General features: G+C 42.2%; 19 protein-coding genes. 1 reads left to right on the plus strand and 18 read right to left on the minus strand.

Annotated elements, in window-relative coordinates; translation table 11 throughout:
• Window positions 1-433 precede the first annotated feature (433 nt).
• A complete protein-coding gene (locus PJIAN_RS10420) occupies window positions 434-868 on the plus strand; it encodes a peptidylprolyl isomerase (RefSeq protein ID WP_068704791.1) in 435 nt (144 codons plus the stop codon).
• 375 nt (window positions 869-1243) lie between these two features.
• Here PJIAN_RS10420 and PJIAN_RS10425 read toward each other — a convergent pair whose 3' ends face one another.
• The 18 genes from PJIAN_RS10425 to PJIAN_RS10515 all read right to left on the minus strand — a co-directional run bounded on the left by PJIAN_RS10425 (window position 1244) and on the right by PJIAN_RS10515 (window position 18531).
• A complete protein-coding gene (locus PJIAN_RS10425; RefSeq protein ID WP_068704793.1) occupies window positions 1244-1684 on the minus strand; it encodes a hypothetical protein in 441 nt (146 codons plus the stop codon).
• A gap of 293 nt (window positions 1685-1977) precedes the next feature.
• Window positions 1978-3714, minus strand: coding sequence for a DUF262 domain-containing protein (locus PJIAN_RS10430; RefSeq protein ID WP_068704795.1), 1737 nt, complete (start codon window positions 3712-3714; stop codon window positions 1978-1980).
• Between the two features lie 28 nt (window positions 3715-3742).
• Window positions 3743-4264 carry a hypothetical protein gene (locus PJIAN_RS10435; RefSeq protein ID WP_068704797.1) on the minus strand — a complete coding sequence of 174 codons (522 nt, stop codon included), beginning with the start codon at window positions 4262-4264 and terminating at the stop codon, window positions 3743-3745.
• 3 nt (window positions 4265-4267) lie between these two features.
• Window positions 4268-4573, minus strand: coding sequence for a hypothetical protein (locus PJIAN_RS10440; RefSeq protein ID WP_068704799.1), 306 nt, complete (start codon window positions 4571-4573; stop codon window positions 4268-4270).
• 192 nt (window positions 4574-4765) lie between these two features.
• On the minus strand, window positions 4766-5398 hold the full coding sequence (locus PJIAN_RS10445; RefSeq protein ID WP_068704801.1) for a MarC family protein: 633 nt from the start codon (window positions 5396-5398) through the stop codon (window positions 4766-4768).
• Between the two features lie 257 nt (window positions 5399-5655).
• A complete protein-coding gene (locus PJIAN_RS10450; RefSeq protein ID WP_068704802.1) occupies window positions 5656-6699 on the minus strand; it encodes a Gfo/Idh/MocA family oxidoreductase in 1044 nt (347 codons plus the stop codon).
• Window positions 6700-6751: 52 nt separating this feature from the next.
• On the minus strand, window positions 6752-7417 hold the full coding sequence (locus tag PJIAN_RS10455) for a hypothetical protein (protein ID WP_153802549.1): 666 nt from the start codon (window positions 7415-7417) through the stop codon (window positions 6752-6754).
• A gap of 771 nt (window positions 7418-8188) precedes the next feature.
• Complete coding sequence (locus tag PJIAN_RS10460; protein ID WP_068704806.1) at window positions 8189-8899, minus strand: aspartate/glutamate racemase family protein; 711 nt, start codon at window positions 8897-8899, stop codon at window positions 8189-8191.
• 20 nt (window positions 8900-8919) lie between these two features.
• A complete protein-coding gene (locus tag PJIAN_RS10465; protein ID WP_068704808.1) occupies window positions 8920-9384 on the minus strand; it encodes a MaoC family dehydratase in 465 nt (154 codons plus the stop codon).
• A 252-nt stretch (window positions 9385-9636) separates the two neighbouring features.
• Window positions 9637-11664: a thioredoxin domain-containing protein gene (locus tag PJIAN_RS10470; RefSeq protein WP_068704810.1), complete on the minus strand. Its 2028-nt coding sequence runs from the start codon at window positions 11662-11664 to the stop codon at window positions 9637-9639.
• 5 nt (window positions 11665-11669) lie between these two features.
• Window positions 11670-11921, minus strand: a complete 252-nt coding sequence (locus PJIAN_RS10475; protein WP_068704812.1) for a (4Fe-4S)-binding protein — start codon at window positions 11919-11921, stop codon at window positions 11670-11672.
• Window positions 11922-12485: 564 nt separating this feature from the next.
• Entirely contained in the window at window positions 12486-13415 is a 930-nt protein-coding gene (locus PJIAN_RS10480; protein ID WP_068704814.1) for an FAD:protein FMN transferase, read from the minus strand.
• Complete coding sequence (locus PJIAN_RS10485) at window positions 13415-13726, minus strand: hypothetical protein (protein ID WP_068704816.1); 312 nt, start codon at window positions 13724-13726, stop codon at window positions 13415-13417. Before PJIAN_RS10485 ends, PJIAN_RS10480 begins: the two co-directional genes overlap by 1 nt.
• A 466-nt stretch (window positions 13727-14192) precedes the next feature.
• Window positions 14193-14906, minus strand: a complete 714-nt coding sequence (locus PJIAN_RS10495) for a LytR/AlgR family response regulator transcription factor (RefSeq protein ID WP_068704820.1) — start codon at window positions 14904-14906, stop codon at window positions 14193-14195.
• Window positions 14907-15001: 95 nt separating this feature from the next.
• A complete protein-coding gene (locus tag PJIAN_RS10500; RefSeq protein ID WP_068704822.1) occupies window positions 15002-15370 on the minus strand; it encodes a hypothetical protein in 369 nt (122 codons plus the stop codon).
• A gap of 54 nt (window positions 15371-15424) precedes the next feature.
• Entirely contained in the window at window positions 15425-16384 is a 960-nt protein-coding gene (locus PJIAN_RS10505; protein WP_236714398.1) for a sensor histidine kinase, read from the minus strand.
• A 172-nt stretch (window positions 16385-16556) separates the two neighbouring features.
• A complete protein-coding gene (locus PJIAN_RS10510) occupies window positions 16557-17792 on the minus strand; it encodes an ABC transporter permease (RefSeq protein ID WP_068704826.1) in 1236 nt (411 codons plus the stop codon).
• Window positions 17785-18531, minus strand: coding sequence for an ABC transporter ATP-binding protein (locus PJIAN_RS10515; protein ID WP_068704828.1), 747 nt, complete (start codon window positions 18529-18531; stop codon window positions 17785-17787). Before PJIAN_RS10515 ends, PJIAN_RS10510 begins: the two co-directional genes overlap by 8 nt.
• Between the last annotated feature and the right edge of the window lies 1 nt (window position 18532).

An 18532-nucleotide genomic window follows, 5' to 3' on the forward strand; every position in this document is an offset into this window, starting at 1 on the left:
CGATTCGCGTTATTTGCTTGCGATTGATAAATATGATTATCCGCAAGCGACCACTAAACACCGGAGGTGTTGTCCCAATAATAACGTCGGGATTTATCCCGGCGTGGAGGATCGTCGCATTTTTCACATAACGCTGTAAGCGTTTCCCTGCAAACGGGATACCGCTACGCGGTTCAGGGATGATCTTTGCGCCAGCACCCCGATGAATCGGGGCGTTACTCTTGGGTTACGCCTTTGGCGTAAGAAGACAGTTAGGCATGATGCCGATAATCATTAATAGATTCGTGTCTTTGAGTCTTTGTGTTGGAATCGTCTCAGATTCGGAATCTTGCTATATGTTAGAGACTTTATATGGAAATCTTCTTCCGAAATTTGGCAGTAAAGCAAAACATCACGACCTTTGCACACATAAAAGTAACACAATTATTTATCTATGGCAACGGCTAAAATTATTACCGAAAAAGGGGAGATGCAGGTTGAGTTTTTTGAACAAGACGCTCCCAAAACTGTAGCAAACTTTATTAAACTGGCTAAAAGCGGCTTTTACGACGGGTTGACTTTTCACCGCGTGATTCCTGATTTCGTGATTCAGGGCGGATGTCCCGACGGAACAGGTGCTGGTGGTCCCGGCTATACCATTCCCTGCGAATTAACAGGCAACAACCAGTACCACGACAGAGGCGTGTTGTCTATGGCTCATGCCGGACGCGATACAGGAGGTTCACAGTTTTTTATCTGCCATTCGCGCAAAAATACTTCTCACCTCGACCGCCATCACACCTGTTTTGGTAAGGTAGTGGAAGGTTTGGACGTGATCGACCAGATTCGTCGTGGCGATAAGATCCTGAAAATTGAAGTGTCGGAATAAGACTCTGATAACCCATTACAACAACAAAGTCCGGAAAGAATTCCTTCTCTCCGGACTTTTTTTATCCTTACTGCTTATCCGCCAAATAACTTGTTAATCTCTTACATCCGATTAGCATAACTCCGCCTTTAGGGCGAAGATTAAAGATCAATGACCAAGCGGGCTTTAGCCTTGAATATGCATTCACTGTTTTATTGTCACTTACGAATTGGTTTTTACCCCAAACCCCTGAAGGGGCTATAAATCTGCTATTTTTATTGGCGTAAAAGTCCCCTTTAGGGGATATAGGGGTAGGCAAATGAGATAGCTTTTCTGTTTATAAGTGGATCAATAATAGTATTCCTTTTTTAGACAGTCTCTTGTTTTCTCCTTCCCTCAAAACTCAAAAAGCAGCTTCGCCAGTTGCTGGCATTCTTTGAAATCTTCCAGCGCGAAATCAGGCCGTGGAAATAGAAAATAGTAAAAGCCGTTGCGCACGAAATCTTTCAGAAACGGTTTGCTGATGTCTGTTTCCTTCAATTTTAACTGGCGGAGGGCATAGGCGTTCAGTTTCTTTACCAGCACAGAGTCTTTGGCCGGATATTCAAACACCAGGTATTTCAGGGTGTGCTTTGCCGAATCGGTGTCATATCTGAATTCGAGCGATCCGACCTTGTTTTTGCCGGCGAACGACATGAATTTGACGCTTTTCTCCGTTTTTACTTTCCAGTTGTCGGGCAGCTTATAGTTGAGCCAGTCGCGCGTAAAATCACCGGCGTATAAACTGTAGCTCAATAGCACCAAACTCAATAGTAAGAGTGTTTTCTTGTTCTTCATAATCAGGATGCAAGATGAGTTTGTTCGGAACCCGTCTTGACTTTTATCTGCAATGTAATTTCGTTTCCAGCAAAAGTAGTAATATTTCTTCCAAACAAAAAAGCGATAGAAATAAACTATCGCTTTTCTGGTCTTTATTTATTAGAGAAGATTCTTGTTTTATGTCCGACGTAAGCGGAGCTGTACGCCTAACAAACTAGGCTTAATTAGGGTCGAAAACCATGCTGATTAGCGAAAATTACAGTTGTCGCTTAAGCTGAGGTCAAATATAGATTGATACGTGGATGTTTTCTTTATTGCAAAATTTCTTTGAATTTTTTTCTCATAAGGTTTTCTCTTTCTTGAAAAAAAACAATAAAATTATTAAAACTAAAGTCTATATTTGGTATTAAATGTTTTTCCATATAGTCCTTCTTTTGACCTTCAGTCCTAAATGTATCATTGAACCATACGTCGAAATCTTTATCGAGTTTTTCTATATTTGGGGTAGCTTCCAATAATTGTAAATTTCCAATATAATTATACCAATCCTGATAAATTGTAATGTCTTCTTCTTCTATTTTTCGTTTTCTAAGTTTGGATACAGAGAAGTGACTCTTTGGAAAAATATGGTCAATGTGAAATAAGTTGCGATAGTCTAAACTTGGATATAATAATGAAAGTACAGAGAAAGTAAAACCTTGTCCATATTTATAGTACAATAAATTTTCAATATCTTCGTCTGAAAATATCAAAGACTTATTAGTCCCTTTGAAGTTGTTAATTATTTCATCTAAAGGAAACCCATCATTAGTTTCTTGTAAGATTTTTCTAATTGGGCGAAGTACATTGTCTGGTTGTCCACTGAAAGCTCGTTTTATTAATGACAAAACAAGCCACTTCTTAATATTTGATTTTTCTTTTATATTCTTATTGGAAGAAATGAAATTATCCTGTGCATTTATTTTGTTCAGATAATAAGCAATAGGTATTATTGCATTATTCGAAGTTAGTGTTTCTCTATTAAAACCAAAACTTGCTACTAATCCAACAGCTATACGAATTGAGTTAGTGATTTGTTCCCAATTATTCTCAATTTTAAGCATATTTGCCTTGTTAAAATTGTCTACTTTGAAGGCAAAATCTTTAAAATCATTCAATACTAAACAGGCTTTCAATACAAAATCTTTATTAAAATTAAAGCCATCTCCGATATTATTTATCTGATCTACAAATGAAATAATTTCTTCTCGTGCATCTCGAGTATCCCATTGTGCAGTTGCGATTGATAAAAGTAAATCAGAGTAACTCAGTATAGTTCCTCCACTGTTAATTCTAATGAAAATATTTAATACTTTGTCTAAAATCTGACTTTTCTCTAAGTAATAACTTATAGAGCCTTGCTCGTGAATTATATTGTATAATTTAAATAAGGTTTTATTTGCTAATTTCCTGGCTTCTTTTGTGTACTCGTCAAACACAAATTCACTTAAATAATCGCTGACATCACCAGGCTCTTTTAAGTCTAAAATTTTTCCGACTGGAAACCAAAAATTATTAGCATCATTTACAATATCGTCTCTAGTTAAGAAGCTAAAATCATATTCTAATTCATTGTCATTGGATCCTCTAACTAAATTCAAATATAATTTACGTTTAGGATATGCTTGATCGTTATCCCATCGTTTGCGTGGTAATTTATAAGAGTAGGTTCCTTTTAAAGCAATATAAATTGAAGTTAATCTTTGCTGTCCATCCAGAACAGCAGTAATTTCTTCTTCACCTGTTATATTTGCTTTGGGATTGTGTGTATTGTCTCTTTCATGATAATTTCTGAGGAATTCGTAAAATTCATAGTCATGTACTTTATCTTTTTCAACTTTCCAAAATAAGAATGAACTAATCGGATAGTCACGCATAAGACTATCAAATAATCGTTCAATCTGATATGTGTCCCAAACAAATTCTCTTTGAATTGCAGGTAAGAGATATTTTCCTTTTTGAATGTCTTTCACGACATCCACGATTTTTAAAGCTGTTTCGTATGACATATTTTCTCGTTTTTCTATGAGTCGTATTTTATTTTACACGAAATGTGTCTACTGTAGAATCTGGTTTTATTGTAAATGTGGTTTGTTTAATAATTTGTAATTCTGTATTGCTCATCGACTTTGTATTGTGTTTTTGTTGAGAGTTTTGTAAAGAACTAAATCCAAATACTATTGTAAAACTTAAAGCTACCATAAAACATATAATTTGCATTATTGAGGGAATTCTAACATTCCCAGCATTAATTGAACAATCAATTTCACGGCTCTTTTCTGTGTTGGAAACAGTTTCATTTTGTGTATTCTTAGCAACCTTTTTCAGCGGTTGTAAAGAACCGGTCAAAGCCAATAATGTCCATATTCCAAAAAATACAGTTGCAATAAACAGTATCCATGCCCATAGCAAATAATCCTTAGCTGGATTATTTTCAAAATTGCTTATGATATCTTTTGAAAATGTAATTGTGATTGTTATAATAGCAGTAGATAAGGTGATTAGCTGTTTTGTGACATCAGCGGCAAAATCAAACGCTTTTTTTTCATTTTCTTTCATGGTCTAACAAAATGGCCATAGAGGGCAGATACTCATTCTGACAACACTAAATGCTATAATATCAATATTTTGAGTGATATTTCTTGATTTCGCATTGGTGATCATGTGGTTGACCAAAATGTTTAGATTTCTTTCTGCTTCTTGTCTGCGTGATTCTGAAAGAAGATCAGAAAATGTCATTCTGTCAACACCTGTGTCAATTAATTCTTTCAGACTATTCTCAACTGACACAGAAAAATCATAATTGAGGTGTCTTGATTCGCTTCTGGCAGACTCTAAAAGTCTTTGTTTAAGTTCTTGTTTTGTCATTGTGATTTGATTTATGTTATATTTTATTTGTTTCTCAAAAGTAAAGATTTTATTTTTATCAAAAAAGAAATGACAAAATATATTTTACACAAAAATATATTTTGTCATTGAGATTATATGAATAGAGAGCTATTCAGTAAAAGACGGAGGTAAGGTTGACTGATTTAAGCAAAAAATCAGAGCTTTAAAGTTTTAATGCAGAATGTCGTGGAGTATGGGTTTCAGGCCGCTGAAGAAGAACTCAACGGCAATCACCATCACAATAAGCCCCATCAGCCGCATCAATACGTTGTTGCCTGTTTCGCCAAGTAGTTTGATGATACGGGAAGAACTCAGCAGGATGAGGTACGACAGGATCATGACCAGCACAATGGCGGCGATAAGAATCAGCTTTTTCTCCAGTGTAACGGCCTGCTCCATCAGCACGATAGCATTGGTGATAGCGCCCGGTCCGCAAATAATGGGGATGGCCAAAGGCGTGATGGAAATGTCGTTGATGTAACTCTTTATTTCAGAGTCTTTTACTTTTACCTGTCCGAGCCGTGCCTGCAACAGGTCCATTCCCATAATGAAAAAGATAACGCCGCCCACAATTTTGAAGCTGTTGACCGAGATGCCGAAAAACTTAAAAAGCAGCTGTCCCGAAAAGGCGAAAAAGAGAATGCTGAGCAAGCCGACAAGCGATGCTTTTTGCGCAATTTTACCACGGCTGTGGGAGTCAAGCTCCGATGTCATGGTCATGAAAATAGGCATCGTCCCGATAGGATTTATCAGGGTAAAAAAGGAAGTCAGGCACAAAAGGCCAAATGTCATCTCGTCGTTCACGTTAATCTGGTTTTATGATGTTGTGTTAGTGGGTAAACATCTAATAATAAAATTGATATGGCTTTTTGGCCAATATAATATCACTCCTACGGAGCTCCAATGATTACGTCTCAATTATTTTCTACCATAATTTAGCTTCTCTGAAGCTAAAACAATGCTCCGATAGGAGTATTATTATGGTAAACATTGTCATTCGTTATGAATAAAGAGCTCCGTAGGAGTGATATTATAGAAGCCAATTATGCTATTTCTCAATGTCAAAGTTCAATCACCCGTTTTTCTGCCTGACTTTTGAAGGCGGCTTCGATAATCTGCATTACGCGGATGCCATCATCGGCAGTAACCGGCATCGGTTTGTCTTCTGCCAGTGCGGTATAAACGCCTTTGTAGAATTCGAAGTAGTTGCCCTGTTCGCTCTGTACCTTCTCACGGATCGTTTCCCCGTTTGCCAGGTAGTTGAGGGTGCCCTGTTCTGATTCGGGTTCGGTACCCCAATCGGCGCTACCCGGTTTGGCTCCTTGCAGCAAAATGCCTTCCTGAATGTCGGCGCGCGACTTGAGAAAAGAGCCGTTGGTGCCATGGATAATATAGGCCGGAACCGGTTCTTTGGCGATCAATGTGGCTTTAATTCGGACATGCAGAGTGGGGTAGTAAAGCAAAATATCGAAGCAGTCGTCCACGACAGAAACCGGCCGGATGGTACGGATGTCTGCAAACACTGCCTGCGGCATACCAAACAGGTGCAAAGCCTGATCGATGGCGTGTGGCCCCAGATCTTTGACGATACCCGAACCTGAATTCGGTTCTTCCTTGTGCGTCTTGTAACTCAGGTCGAGGTTGTAACGATCGAAGTGTATTTCCATTTCTTTGATATCGCCGAGCTTACCGCTTTCGATCACCTTTTTTACGGTCAGGAAATCGCTGTCCCAGCGGCGATTCTGGTACACGGCCAGCTTTTTACCTTGTTTTTCGGCCAGCATTTTCAGCTCTTCCGCCTCGGCCACCGTGGAGGTAAAAGCCTTTTCAACAACTACATGTTTTCCGGCTTCAAGCGCCCGTTTGGTGTATTCGTAGTGCGTGTAAGTAGGCGTGTTGACCACCACCAGCTCCACAGCATCGTAGGCCAGCAATTCGTCCAGCGAAGCATAAGATCGTGTTCCCGGATACGCATCCTGAATCAGTTTCTTGCTGCGCTCCCACGCTCCCAAGAGGTGAAATCCTTCGTGGAGGTTGATAAAAGGGGCATGAAATACCTTTCCGCTCATGCCATAGGATAATAGTGCCGTATTAATAATTTTCATTGTGTGTTGAAATAAGCGTGCGATGTCAGTTTGTTTATATGAAAATTCAGCATCATTGTTGCGTAGTGTCCTTTTTTGTCACCACTTCGTTGTAAAGTTCGAAGAACAACAAGATGAGTAAAAGCCAGAAGCCCCAAAGCAAAGAAACGGATGACAACAGACTGACAACCAGAAATAGAATTAATGATAAGATGTTTGTGGCAAGAAGAAGAGTCTTTCTCCTGCCGGTTCTAAAGTATTTGGTGTTGAATAACAACAGCAGCGAAAGGATAAAGCTGAGGCCAACCAGTATTTTCCCGAATATGTTTTTGTAGCTAAAAATGGTTCCTATGCCTGATAAAGAGGCGTCTGTAGGCATTTTTACGCGTTCCCATACGCTATAGAGTGACCATGCGAAATTATTGAGCTTCGATTTGAACTTGCTTTGGTGGTCGGAGGGTACGTTGGATGACACGCTTTTCTGAGCCGTATCAGTTTTCAGGGTGTCTTTTGCCGGCGCCTGACTCAGGTGATCTTGCGCAGTGTCCGACATATGCTGAGCCACAATGCTATCCTGAATGTGTTTCTGCTTTTCGTACGTAAGTGCGGCTTCTTTGTTGATCACAACTTCATTCTTGTTATAAGCCAGTTTCATTTCCGGGCCAACACACGTCTTTACAAAGAACGTGAAGGGAAGGAAATAACACACCAGTGTCAGGATTCGGAGAATAGTTTTCATATCAAGTGAATTTTTACTGTTGCAAGTATTGTTTGCTTGTCAATGGATAACACCGATTTGATGGGTGATGCGATTTTTAATCGCATTTTTAAGTATATGATGATGTTTCAAAAGTCAATGTTGTTATTGATAAACTTATAAGCTGCAATGTTGTCCTATTTTTCTACCCCTATTTAGCTTCGCTGATCTTCGATCCCCCAAAAGGGGACTTTTACGCCAATGGAAATAGCAGATTTATAGCCCCTTCAGGGGTTTGGGGTGAAAAACAAAGATCAATTTTCTATTCGTAAGTCATATAATATCAATATTCCTTATGAGGCAGCACTCATCCAATTAATGTGAACCATTATTTAATCTGTTTATTGCCTGCGGCAGGCCTTACTTTTTGGCGCAAAAAGTAAGCAAAAACATTGACGGAAAGAACTCGTTCGCTTGGCCATGAATCATTTTCTCATTAACGAACTATTGTTGATGGCCTACTCACTCAAACAGCTTTCCGTCGGTTTGGTATTTTTTGTTTATCCCTTCGGGTCTGATCGCATCAACGATTATAAAAACAATCCGGTTCTATTGCAGTGTATATTGCTCAGATCGACAGAACCGTGACTGTTTTCTTTGCCTTTTGTGTCCAGAGGAACATCTCGACTGCAGCGACGGAGACAAAAAACAAAAGACATCCCATCAAACCCGGTTTCCTCTTGCAAGACACATTTTACCTGCAAAAATATTTTTGACAATAAGCATACAAAGATAAGACAGAAAGCGGAAAAGTTACTTGCCGGATAATCTTTCTACAAGCGACGGTATGTGAATTTGAGCAGTGTCCAGTACTGCAATGCGGAAGTCTTTGCTGCTAAGCATCAGCGGAAGCTCTGTGCATCCGAGTATGATGCCGTCGCAGGATTCATTTTCGATAATCTGATTACAGAGAGCAATCATTTCGGCCTTCTTTTCGGGAATGACAATACCTTCTTCCAGTTCGGGGAAAATAATATTGTGAATCGTTTCCTGATCTTTTGCGGGAGGCACAATGACGTTGATGCCGCTGTGTGCAAACACATCCTGATAAAAAGAGTGCTGCATGGTGAATCGTGTGCCTATCAGCAGGACGTTTTTCAATTTCAATTGGACGGCACGATTGCAGGTGGCTTCAACAATACTGATGAGTGGAATAGGGGAGAGTGCCTGAATTCTGTCGAAAACGACATGCGGAGTATTTGAAGCAATGGCAGCCACCGTTGCTCCGGCGTTTTTCAAAGAAATGACCGACCTGAGTAATAGATCGGCCACTCCTGAATAGTCTTTGTTATCGATCAGCGACAACATTTCGGTCATGTTGATGCTGTTGATGATAATGCGTGGATAGTTATCGTCGTTTGATACGGAACGGTAACCGTTGATAATTCCTTTGTAATATTCAACGGTTGATTCGGGACCGATACCACCCACAATCCCGATAGTTACCGGGTTATTTTGTGTCATAGACAATAGCGTTTGTCTTCTTAGTTGAAATGGTAAAGGAATACTACCGAACCCTGAAAGGCTGGTTTGTTACTGTCTTTAATTTCCATTGTAACGCCGATTTCGGCTTTGGTAATACCGCGAAGGTTGACGGCCGATACCAGAGTGGCTCTAACTCTGACTTCGCTGTTTACAGTAACGGCCTGATTGAATTTGAGTTTTTCAATACCGTAGTTTACCAGCAGTTTTGTGTTTTGCACTTCAACGATTTGTGCCCATAAAACCGGAAGCAGCGATACGGTGAGATAACCGTGCGCAATAGTTGCTTTATAAGGGCTTTCTGTCTGCGCTTTTTTCTCGTCCACATGAATCCATTGATGGTCGAGTGTAGCGTCGGCAAAAAGATTGATTTGTTCCTGAGTTATTTTTAAATAGTCTGATACACCCAGCTCTTTTCCCATGTATGGTTCGAAATCCTGATGGCTGCTGATAATTACTTTGCTCATATACAGTTTATTTAGATAGATTTAAGTTGTTTGTGCAAACGATTGCTGTCTAATTTGGCTTCAAAGTTACAAAAAGTCGTTTATATTTTTTGTGCGTTAAATAAGGCTTGATGTAAAAATAGTTGTTTATTGCAACTTAATGTTAAGTGGAGCCGTAAACGATGATTAAAACCATGAAAAAATAATCCGGAATAATAAGATGTGCAAAAGGAGATCTTACTATTCCGGATGTAAAAGCTGATTTTACAGGTGTCAGTTTCTGAGCAATTGCAATGCCTCTTCAACCGAATGAACCGGAAATCCGCAGGTGTTGTTCCGGCAAACGTAAAAGCTTAATTCTTTATTGTTTGCACGTTCTTTCAATAACGGTAATGTTGCATCATCTCCCCCTGCTATCACAGTAAGCGGCAAATAATGTTGCTGTAAGCGCAGAGCTTCCGACAGTGCATTTTCGCCTGTAACCACAATCTCAATTGACGGATGGGTGATTTTACCGGCCAATATCGTCCAGTTGGCAAAATAGGCTCCGCCTTGTATATAGCGCTGTCCGATAGTTTTCAGCATCACTTCTGCCCGCTGTTGGTAAATAAGGTTGTCGGTAAGCCGACCCAATTTTAACAGCACATGCGCCATCCTGGAGTTTGACGAAGGTATCACATTATCGGTGTAATCGTATTTTCGGGCAATGAGAGGCTCCGATTTGTCCGACGTGTAGTAGAAGAGCTGGTGTTCTTCGTCCGTAAAATGATGGAGCACGTAATTGGTCAGCTTATCGGCAAGTTGCACGTGGCGGATGTCAAACGTCACCTCGTATAACGACAGCATTGCATCAGCCAGAAAAGCATAATCGTCCAGAAAAGCTTCGGTGGAAACCTTGCCATCCATGCAGGTTCGGTACAGAATATCATCGTGCAGCAGATATTTCTTTACGAAATCGACCAGCTCTGTTGCGCGTTGCAGGTAAGCCGGATTGCCGAATGCTTTGTAGGCCGAAACGTAAGCCGAAATCATCAGAGCATTCCAGGAAGTGATCACTTTTCCGTCAGTTGTGGGACGTATCCGGTTGCTCCGTACGTTGAACAGGAGTTGGTTCGCCTCTTGCAAAATGTTCTCAAAATCAACGGGATCTACGCCGTTTTTAAGCGCAAATTCCTCCTTGTCCACCGTATAATGCAGGATGTTTTTCCCTTTCTCCCAATTGCCGCTCGTGCTAATGTGATAAAAATGAGAAAGCAATCCTGGGTCGGTTGATTCCAACGAAAGTTCAAATTCCTCTTTTGTCCACACATAAAACTTGCCTTCTTCGTGTTCACTGTCCGCATCGATAGAGGAATAGAATCCACCTTCCGGATTCCGGAGTTCTCTTTCGGCAAAGGCAATGGATTGTTCGGCAATGGTTTTATATTCACTTTTCTGTGTCACCTGCCATGCATGCGCGTAAAGCGTAATCAACTGCGCATTGTCGTACAGCATTTTTTCAAAATGGGGCACTTTCCATTGACCGTCTGTAGAATAACGTGCAAAACCGCCGCCTATCTGGTCGTAAATGCCGCCCCGGGCCATCGAATCAAGGGTATAGGTAACAGCCGACAGAACATTTTTTTTACCGGTAAGGGAATAATATTGCAACAGGGCTTCCCATCCCACCGGCAGCATGAATTTAGGAGTTCCCTTAAAGCCCCCGGACAATAAATCCACCTGAGAAATGAGGCTTTCGAATGCCTCGTGATAGTCGGATTGGAGAATAATATCCGATTCCGTCTCTTCGTCAAAAGTTACGGACAACGGATTTGTTTGCAATCCTTTGGTTAAGGAAACAGCGGCTTCTTCTACTTTTGGGAAATCGGTTTCATACAAGTCGGCCAGTTGTTGCAACAGCTCTTTCCATTGATGAGGCTGGAAATAGGTGGCTGCATAAAACGGACGTCCGTCGGGTAGGGCGAAGGCATTGAGTGGCCAGCCTCCCCGTCCGTTGATAAGCTGGGCAGCTTCCATGTATATCTGATCAATGTCGGGTCGTTCCTCCCGGTCTATTTTGATGCAGACAAAGTGTCTGTTCATGAGTCCTGCAATGGCTGTGTTCGAGAAAGATTCCTGAGCCATCACATGACACCAGTGGCACGAGGCATAACCGATGCTGATCAAAAGGGGTTTGTTTTCAGCTTTTGCTTTGTTTAAGGCCTCCTCTCCCCACTCGAACCAATCGACAGGATTGGCCGCATGTTGGCGGAGGTAAGGGCTGGCTGCATGAGCCAACCGGTTGTATGTAACAGGTTGCATAATAGTTAGGTTTTAGTATCGGTATTGTTGTTTCTGTAATAGCTTAATGCTCCGCTCTGGCATTTTTCTATTTGCGCTATAATTTGTCCGGTAGATGCTCCGTTCGGATTGATCCAGGGGCGTTTTTGCGGGTTGAACACAGCGGGTAAACCCTCTTCATCACACCAGCAAACCGTGGAATGAATACACAAACCGGGTTTCCATACAATGGTAATTTCTCCGTTACTATATTCTTTGACAATGTTTTTGGTATCCATAGTTTTGATTTTTATCCCAAAGAAATGGTGCGATTATTGTATTTGCTGTTGCAAATATAAGGTGGTAGTTTGCCAAAGTGGAATGACGGGCCGATGTTTTATACAATTTCAGGATGGTTGGGCTACTGGATGAGGAACGCAAACTACTCAAATGCCGCAAATTTAGACCGGTTATAGTCGTCTAAATACATTTATTGTGGGCGCATTTGATTAGCGTTAATGAGAATAATGAGTATCTGATATTTTGCCTAATGGCTTGAAAAGCCCCATTTTAATAACCGCAGGTCCGTGACCTGCGTGTTGGCAAAGCTTCTACCACACGACCTGAAAGGTCGGACTATACTAAAAGTAATGCCTTTCAGGCATAGAAGAACGGGGCATTTACAATCCGTAAGCCAATGGCATACGGTTATGCAAATGACGTCTTTCAGACGATATAAGCTCAATTAGGTGACATATCAGATAATCTTTTAGAATAATTCGCGTTATTTGCGTGTTTTTGGTACGGCTTGAGTTAAACCGGTAAGGAGAGTAGAACCTTAAATGAGAAAGACAGAATAATCTTTAGCGGATAATATATTTTTCAAAGTTGCGGGAGAAAATCGTATCGCCGTTTTTGTCCATCAGGAACCCTTCTACACCGTATTTGTCGGAAAGGAATTCCATTCTCCGGAGAAATGTTTCTTTGTCGCAATTGAAAAGTCCGGTTGAAAGAACATCGCCGGTAAGCGCATCCTGACTGATGATACCTACCTGACGGTTTTCGGAAGGATAGCCGGTTTTCGGACTTATAATATGGCCGTAGCGTTTCCCCTCTATTTCAAGAAAAGTGTTTTCGTTCGAAGAAGTGGAATAGCATTCATTGGCAAGTTGTAGCAAAAAGAGAGTGTTGTCTTCATCTTCTGCATCGTTTACTTCTACTTGCCAGTGGGGATGTGAGTCGTTGTTGATGGCGCAGATGCTGCTGCCACCGGCATTGATAATGGCGTCGGTTATACCTGTTGTACGCATCAGTTTTGTCACCTGATCGACAGCAAAAGCTTTGACAAATGAGCCGGTAATGATTTCCTGTCCCTTCTCAATGGCAACCTTTGTGTCTTCGATTTGGATGCGCCGGTAACCGACCTGCGATAGTGCAGCCCGAATTTCGTCGTCGGAAGGAATGCGCCAGGCAGATGTTTTGTAGAAACCCCACAAACGGATCAGCGGCATTACGGTAATGTCGTATTCGCCCGCCAGATCATCGGACAGATCGTTCAGGTGCTTTAGTAATGTTGCTGTGGTGGCGTCGGTATTGACAAATGATCCGGCCTGCCGGTTGATCTGGTCTATAAATGAGCCTTCGGAATATGAATTATAGCGTTCGTTGACGGATTCCATCACTGCAAACAACTCATCAAATACCGATTCGTCCCAAAATGCCGATAGTTTCAATTTGATGTGAGCATGAAACAGCCAGCGTGTTTGGGCTTTGTAGAGCAGCGATGACGCCATTATTTTGTAGAAGAAGCTTTTTCGGGCTTATCTTTTTCAATTTTTGTTTTCGTAGACCAAGCCTGAGAGTTGCTTTTGTTTCCGGCTTTATCAACAGTTTTTGCGCTTTTAGCTTTACTGTTTGTGCTTGTTGTGGCTTCAGCAGCTTTCTTGTCCTTTGCCTTCGCTTTTGAAGAAGAGGCATTTTCTTGTTTTGACTGATCGCCGGCGTTGCCTGTGTTGCTTTTATTGGCCTGAGCCATTGCATCTTTTCCACCGAAAACAAACAGAGCTCCGATGAGGAGAAGAAGCGCTTTTTTGAGGTTAGTCATATCTTATAGTATGGTTGATTGTTACAAAGGCAAAAATAGATAATATTCGGGATGGAAATAGTCAGAAATCATTGATGGACGTTAAATTTGCTGAAAGGCAAAGAATAAGCCGCAGTTTTGCCGCAATGGCGTATATAGAAGTGCGCAAAGGACTGTTTCTCAATTTTCAAATGCTGCTAAGTCAGATTAGGAACGGCCTTGTCCGGTGAGCAAAAAAACAAGTGAGTGAAGCGTGAAATCGCCCACCGTTTGAAACTCCAGACGTAAGGAAGGAGTGAGTTTGGGCGATTTAGCTTGGCGAACGCCAGTTTTTTGAGCGAAGCGGGCATAGCCTTGAACTTTTTGCTTCCTTTTGGCTTCAAGGCAAAAAGGAAGTCGGGATCACAGGGGCGGAAGCCCCTTATTGAAATTTTGAATGCGTAGTCCAAGTGTCCTGCCCGTTCTTTCTGGCATCCCCGAAGGTCTTTTAAGCAAAAAAACGTTTGTTGAGGAATTCCATGAAATGATCTTTGTAAGAATCGGAGATGGGGATGTGGATTTTGCCGAAGACGATGCGGTTGCGTTCGATGGTTTTTATCTTGTCGAGCTGAACGATAAACGACCGGTGAACCCGCATGAATTTATCAGGCGGAAGGCGTTCTTCAACCGATTTCATGCTCATTAACGACAAGATAGGTTCGGTAGCGCTTTCGAGATAAATCTTCACGTAATCTTTCAATCCTTCAACGTAGAGAATGTCGTTGAGGAATATCTGTACCAGTTTATATTCGGTTTTGACGAAGATGGAATCGTTGCCGGCTTCACCGTTGGATTGGTTGCGGAGCAGGTTGAATAATTTGGCTGCTTTGTTGGCCGCTTGCAGAAATTCCTGATAACTGATCGGCTTTAGCAGATAATCGAGCGCATTGACCTTATAGCCGTCCAGGGCATATTGCTGAAAGGCGGTAGTGAAAATGACCTTGGTTTTGTCGCTGATCATTTTCGAGAGCTCCAGTCCGTTGAGTTCCGGCATTTGAATGTCCAGAAAAAGCAAATCAATACCACCGCCATGGATAGCTTCCATCGCAGCAATGGCATTGTTGCAACGACCTACAAGATTGAGAAACGGCGTTTTGCGTACATAGCTTTCTATCAAATCCAGCGCGAGCGGTTCGTCATCAACTATCAGGCAGTTAATCATTGTTGTACAGGGGGTGAAAAAGGTTGGTTATATGGAATTCAAAGATAGCGGAAAGAGAGAAAAAGCCGTTCTTTCGAGCGGCTTTTTCTGTGAATTTATTTTTGACGTTTCAAAACCAATCCGGGGTTGTCCTGACCGTCGGGAGCAGGCATTCCTTCAGCTTTCAATGTAATAGTATCGTCATCTTTGAATGTGCCGGTATTTTTCATTGTTGTGCCGTTGAAGTCGATTTCGAATGTAAAGCCGGTTTCTGTAATTTTACCGTTTGAAATCGGCATATCTCCCTGAGGAGTAGCGATGGAACCGGTAACTTTGTCACCGTCGGTTGCGAATTTGAAGGTCATTTCCATGCCTTGTCCGCCATCCGGTGCGCCAAATGTGGCTTTCCATGTTCCGTCTACTTTACCGGCATAAGCCTGTAATGCGAAAAGCAGCATAAATGCTACAGAAGCTAATGTTTTCATAGTTCAAAATAGTTTTTTGTTGTTAATAAAAAGGATAATAAAAAACTTACAATATTAAAATTTAATTTGTAGTTGCGCAAAGTATGTGTCGCCTCTGTTTTCGAGGCAAAGATTGTGATGGTTAGGATAAAGCAAGTCAAGCCGTTTCCTGAGATTTTCCTGTCCAATGCCCGAACCGCTTTTATCCTGAATGTTTTTGGGGAAGTTGCTGTTTTCTACGGTGCAAACCACTTCCTGACCTTCTTTGGATGTTATGCTGATGTGAACAAAAGACTGATTAATAGGACTGATTCCGTGCTTAAATGCGTTTTCTACCAATGAGATAAAGAGCATGGGAGCTATCCGGTCGTTGCCCGATTCTATGTTGAACTCGGTTGTCAGTTTCACCTGCTCCGACAGACGCAACGACATGAGCTCGATGTAGCTTTTCAAAAAGTCAATCTCTTTGTCGATTGGCACAAAATTGTCGTTGTTTTCGTATAAAACATAACGCAGTAAGTGGCTTAACCTGTGAACTGTATCCTGCGCCTGTTCCGGATGAACCGGAATGAGCGAGTAGATGTTGTTGAGCGTATTGAACAAGAAATGAGGGTTCAACTGGTTCTTCAGGTTCTTTAGTTCCGTCTCGTAGCGGTCTTTTTCCATTTCTTTGCGCTCTGTTTCGGTTTTGTACCATTTGCCGGTCACCCGAATCGCCACGCTAAGCCCCACAGAAAGAACGAGAGAGGTAACGTCTCTGAACAAAAACGGATCGGGGGGACGTGGTATGTGCATTCTGCCTTGCATCGGACCATGCCACATATGGGCAAATTCAACGGTGCGATACCAGTACAGCAGTAAAGAGCAAACAACTATTAGAAGCGTATTTGCAATAATGAACCGAACGGTATTCTGATCAAACAGGAATTTGTTTATCAGGTATAAATAATTCAGATAGAACACGATAGAAAATGCTCCTATATAAACAAAATACCCAAAATACATGTCCACTCTGAAATGACGGCTGTCATTCATGAAAATGAAAGGAAAGCAGAAGAGCAATGTCCATACAAGGAGATGGATACAGACCTGAATTTTGCTGCGGTGTCTTTGTGTATTGATTATCATACTGGTGTGCAAAGATACGATTGCTTATAAAAATACAAAATATTTTTAGAATAAAAATTATAAAACAAGCCGTTTTTTGTTATTCATATCTTAATGCTTCTATCGGATCGAGATTAGATGCTTTCCGGGCAGGATACCATCCGAAGAAGATGCCGGTTGCCGTACATACTGCGAATGCAAGAAAGACGGTATATACCTGAATGAAAATGGGCCATCCGGCGGCAATTTTTACGAGCAACGAAACTCCGACTCCGAAAATGACTCCGATCACGCCTCCGGTAACACTAATAAGAATAGCTTCTATCAGAAATTGCAACAGGATGTCAATTCCTCGCGCTCCGATCGACATACGAAGGCCGATTTCGCGGGTACGTTCCGTGACGGATACGTACATGATGTTCATAATGCCGATACCGCCCACCAGAAGCGAAATAGCGGCAATTGCAGCCAATAGCACGGTCATCATATCGCTGGTGGAGGTCATCATGGTGAGTAGCTCTTTCTGCGACCGGATACGGAAGTCGTTGTCGGCATCATCGGCCAGCTTGTGCGATTTCCGCAGTATGGTTTCCATTTCGTCCTGAGCGCTGTCCGATACGGCTTCGCTACGGGCCGAAGCCGAGATGTTGTTGAAATAATTGATCGCTGAAATTCGTTTCATCACCGTGGTATAAGGTGCAAGTATCACGTCATCCTGATCCTGTCCCATGGAGTTGTTCCCTTTCTCGGTCAAAACTCCTACCACGCGCATCGGAATGTTTTTGAAACGGATCACTTTTCCTACCGGATCTTCTCCGTTGGTGAAAAGGTTGGTTACAACGGTTTTCCCGATCACACATACTTTGGCAGCCGCTTTAATATCCTGATCGGTAAACATATCGCCGTCGGCAATGGTGTATTTACGGATATTCAGATAGCTGGCATTCACACCCGACATGGAAGTCGGCGTATTGTTGGTGCCGTAAATGGCCTGGCCGGCAGCGCTCACAATCGGAGTAATATCCGACAGATACTCGCTTTGATCCACCAAAGCCTGATAATCGGCCTGTTTCAGGGTTTGCATACTGCTGGCATCCTGACGAACACCACCCATCATTCCCTGTCCCGGTTCTACGAATATCATGTTCGATCCCATTTCGGACAACGAGCCCTGAATGCTTCTTTTCGAACCTTGTCCGATAGCCAGCATGGTGATGACCGAAGCAACACCGATGATGATGCCGAGCATGGTCAGGAATCCCCTGAATTTGTTATTGCTCAAAGCCCGCAATGCGATCTTGAACAAATTGCTGAAGTTGACATATCGTTTAATCATCGAGTTTCGGAAGTTTTTGTAATGCTTCGTGAGCCGAAGCAATGTTGTTGTTTACAGTGTCTTCGAGAACCAGACCGTCGCGCAGTACGATGTTACGACTGCTGAATGAGGCCAGTTCCGGGTTGTGCGTAACGAAAATAATTGTACGTCCTTCTTTTTGGTTCAACTCCTGAAAGAGCGAAAGGATTTCAAAAGAGGTACGCGTATCGAGGTTCCCGGTTGCTTCATCGGCCAGAACAATCACCGGCTCGTTGACCAAAGCACGGGCAATGGCCACACGTTGCTGTTGTCCACCCGACATTTGGTTCGACTTGTGATAGAGCCTGTCGGCCAGCCCAACCGCTTTGAGCGATTCGATAGCTTTACGCTTCCGTTCCCGAGCCGATACTTCGTTGTTGTAGATCAACGGAAGCTCCACGTTTTCTACGGCTGTGGTTTTCGGCAGTAGATTGTACGACTGAAACACAAAGCCGATTTTGCGGTTGCGAAGCATGGCCCGTTCATCTTTATTCATCTGCTTGATCGAAATCCCGTCGAGCTTGTAATCGCCTTCGGACGGAGTGTCAAGGCATCCGAGAAGATTCAGCAGTGTAGATTTTCCCGAACCGCTTGTACCCATGATGGTGACAAATTCCCCGGCCGATATGGAGAAGGAGACTCCCCGCAGGGCGTGTACCGTCTCGCTACCGACAATGAAATTGCGTTTCAGGTTGATTACTTCAATGATATTCTTTGCCATG

Origin of the sequence: Paludibacter jiangxiensis, from assembly GCF_001618385.1 — a bacterium.
GTDB classification, from domain to species: Bacteria; Bacteroidota; Bacteroidia; order Bacteroidales; family Paludibacteraceae; genus Microbacter; species Microbacter jiangxiensis.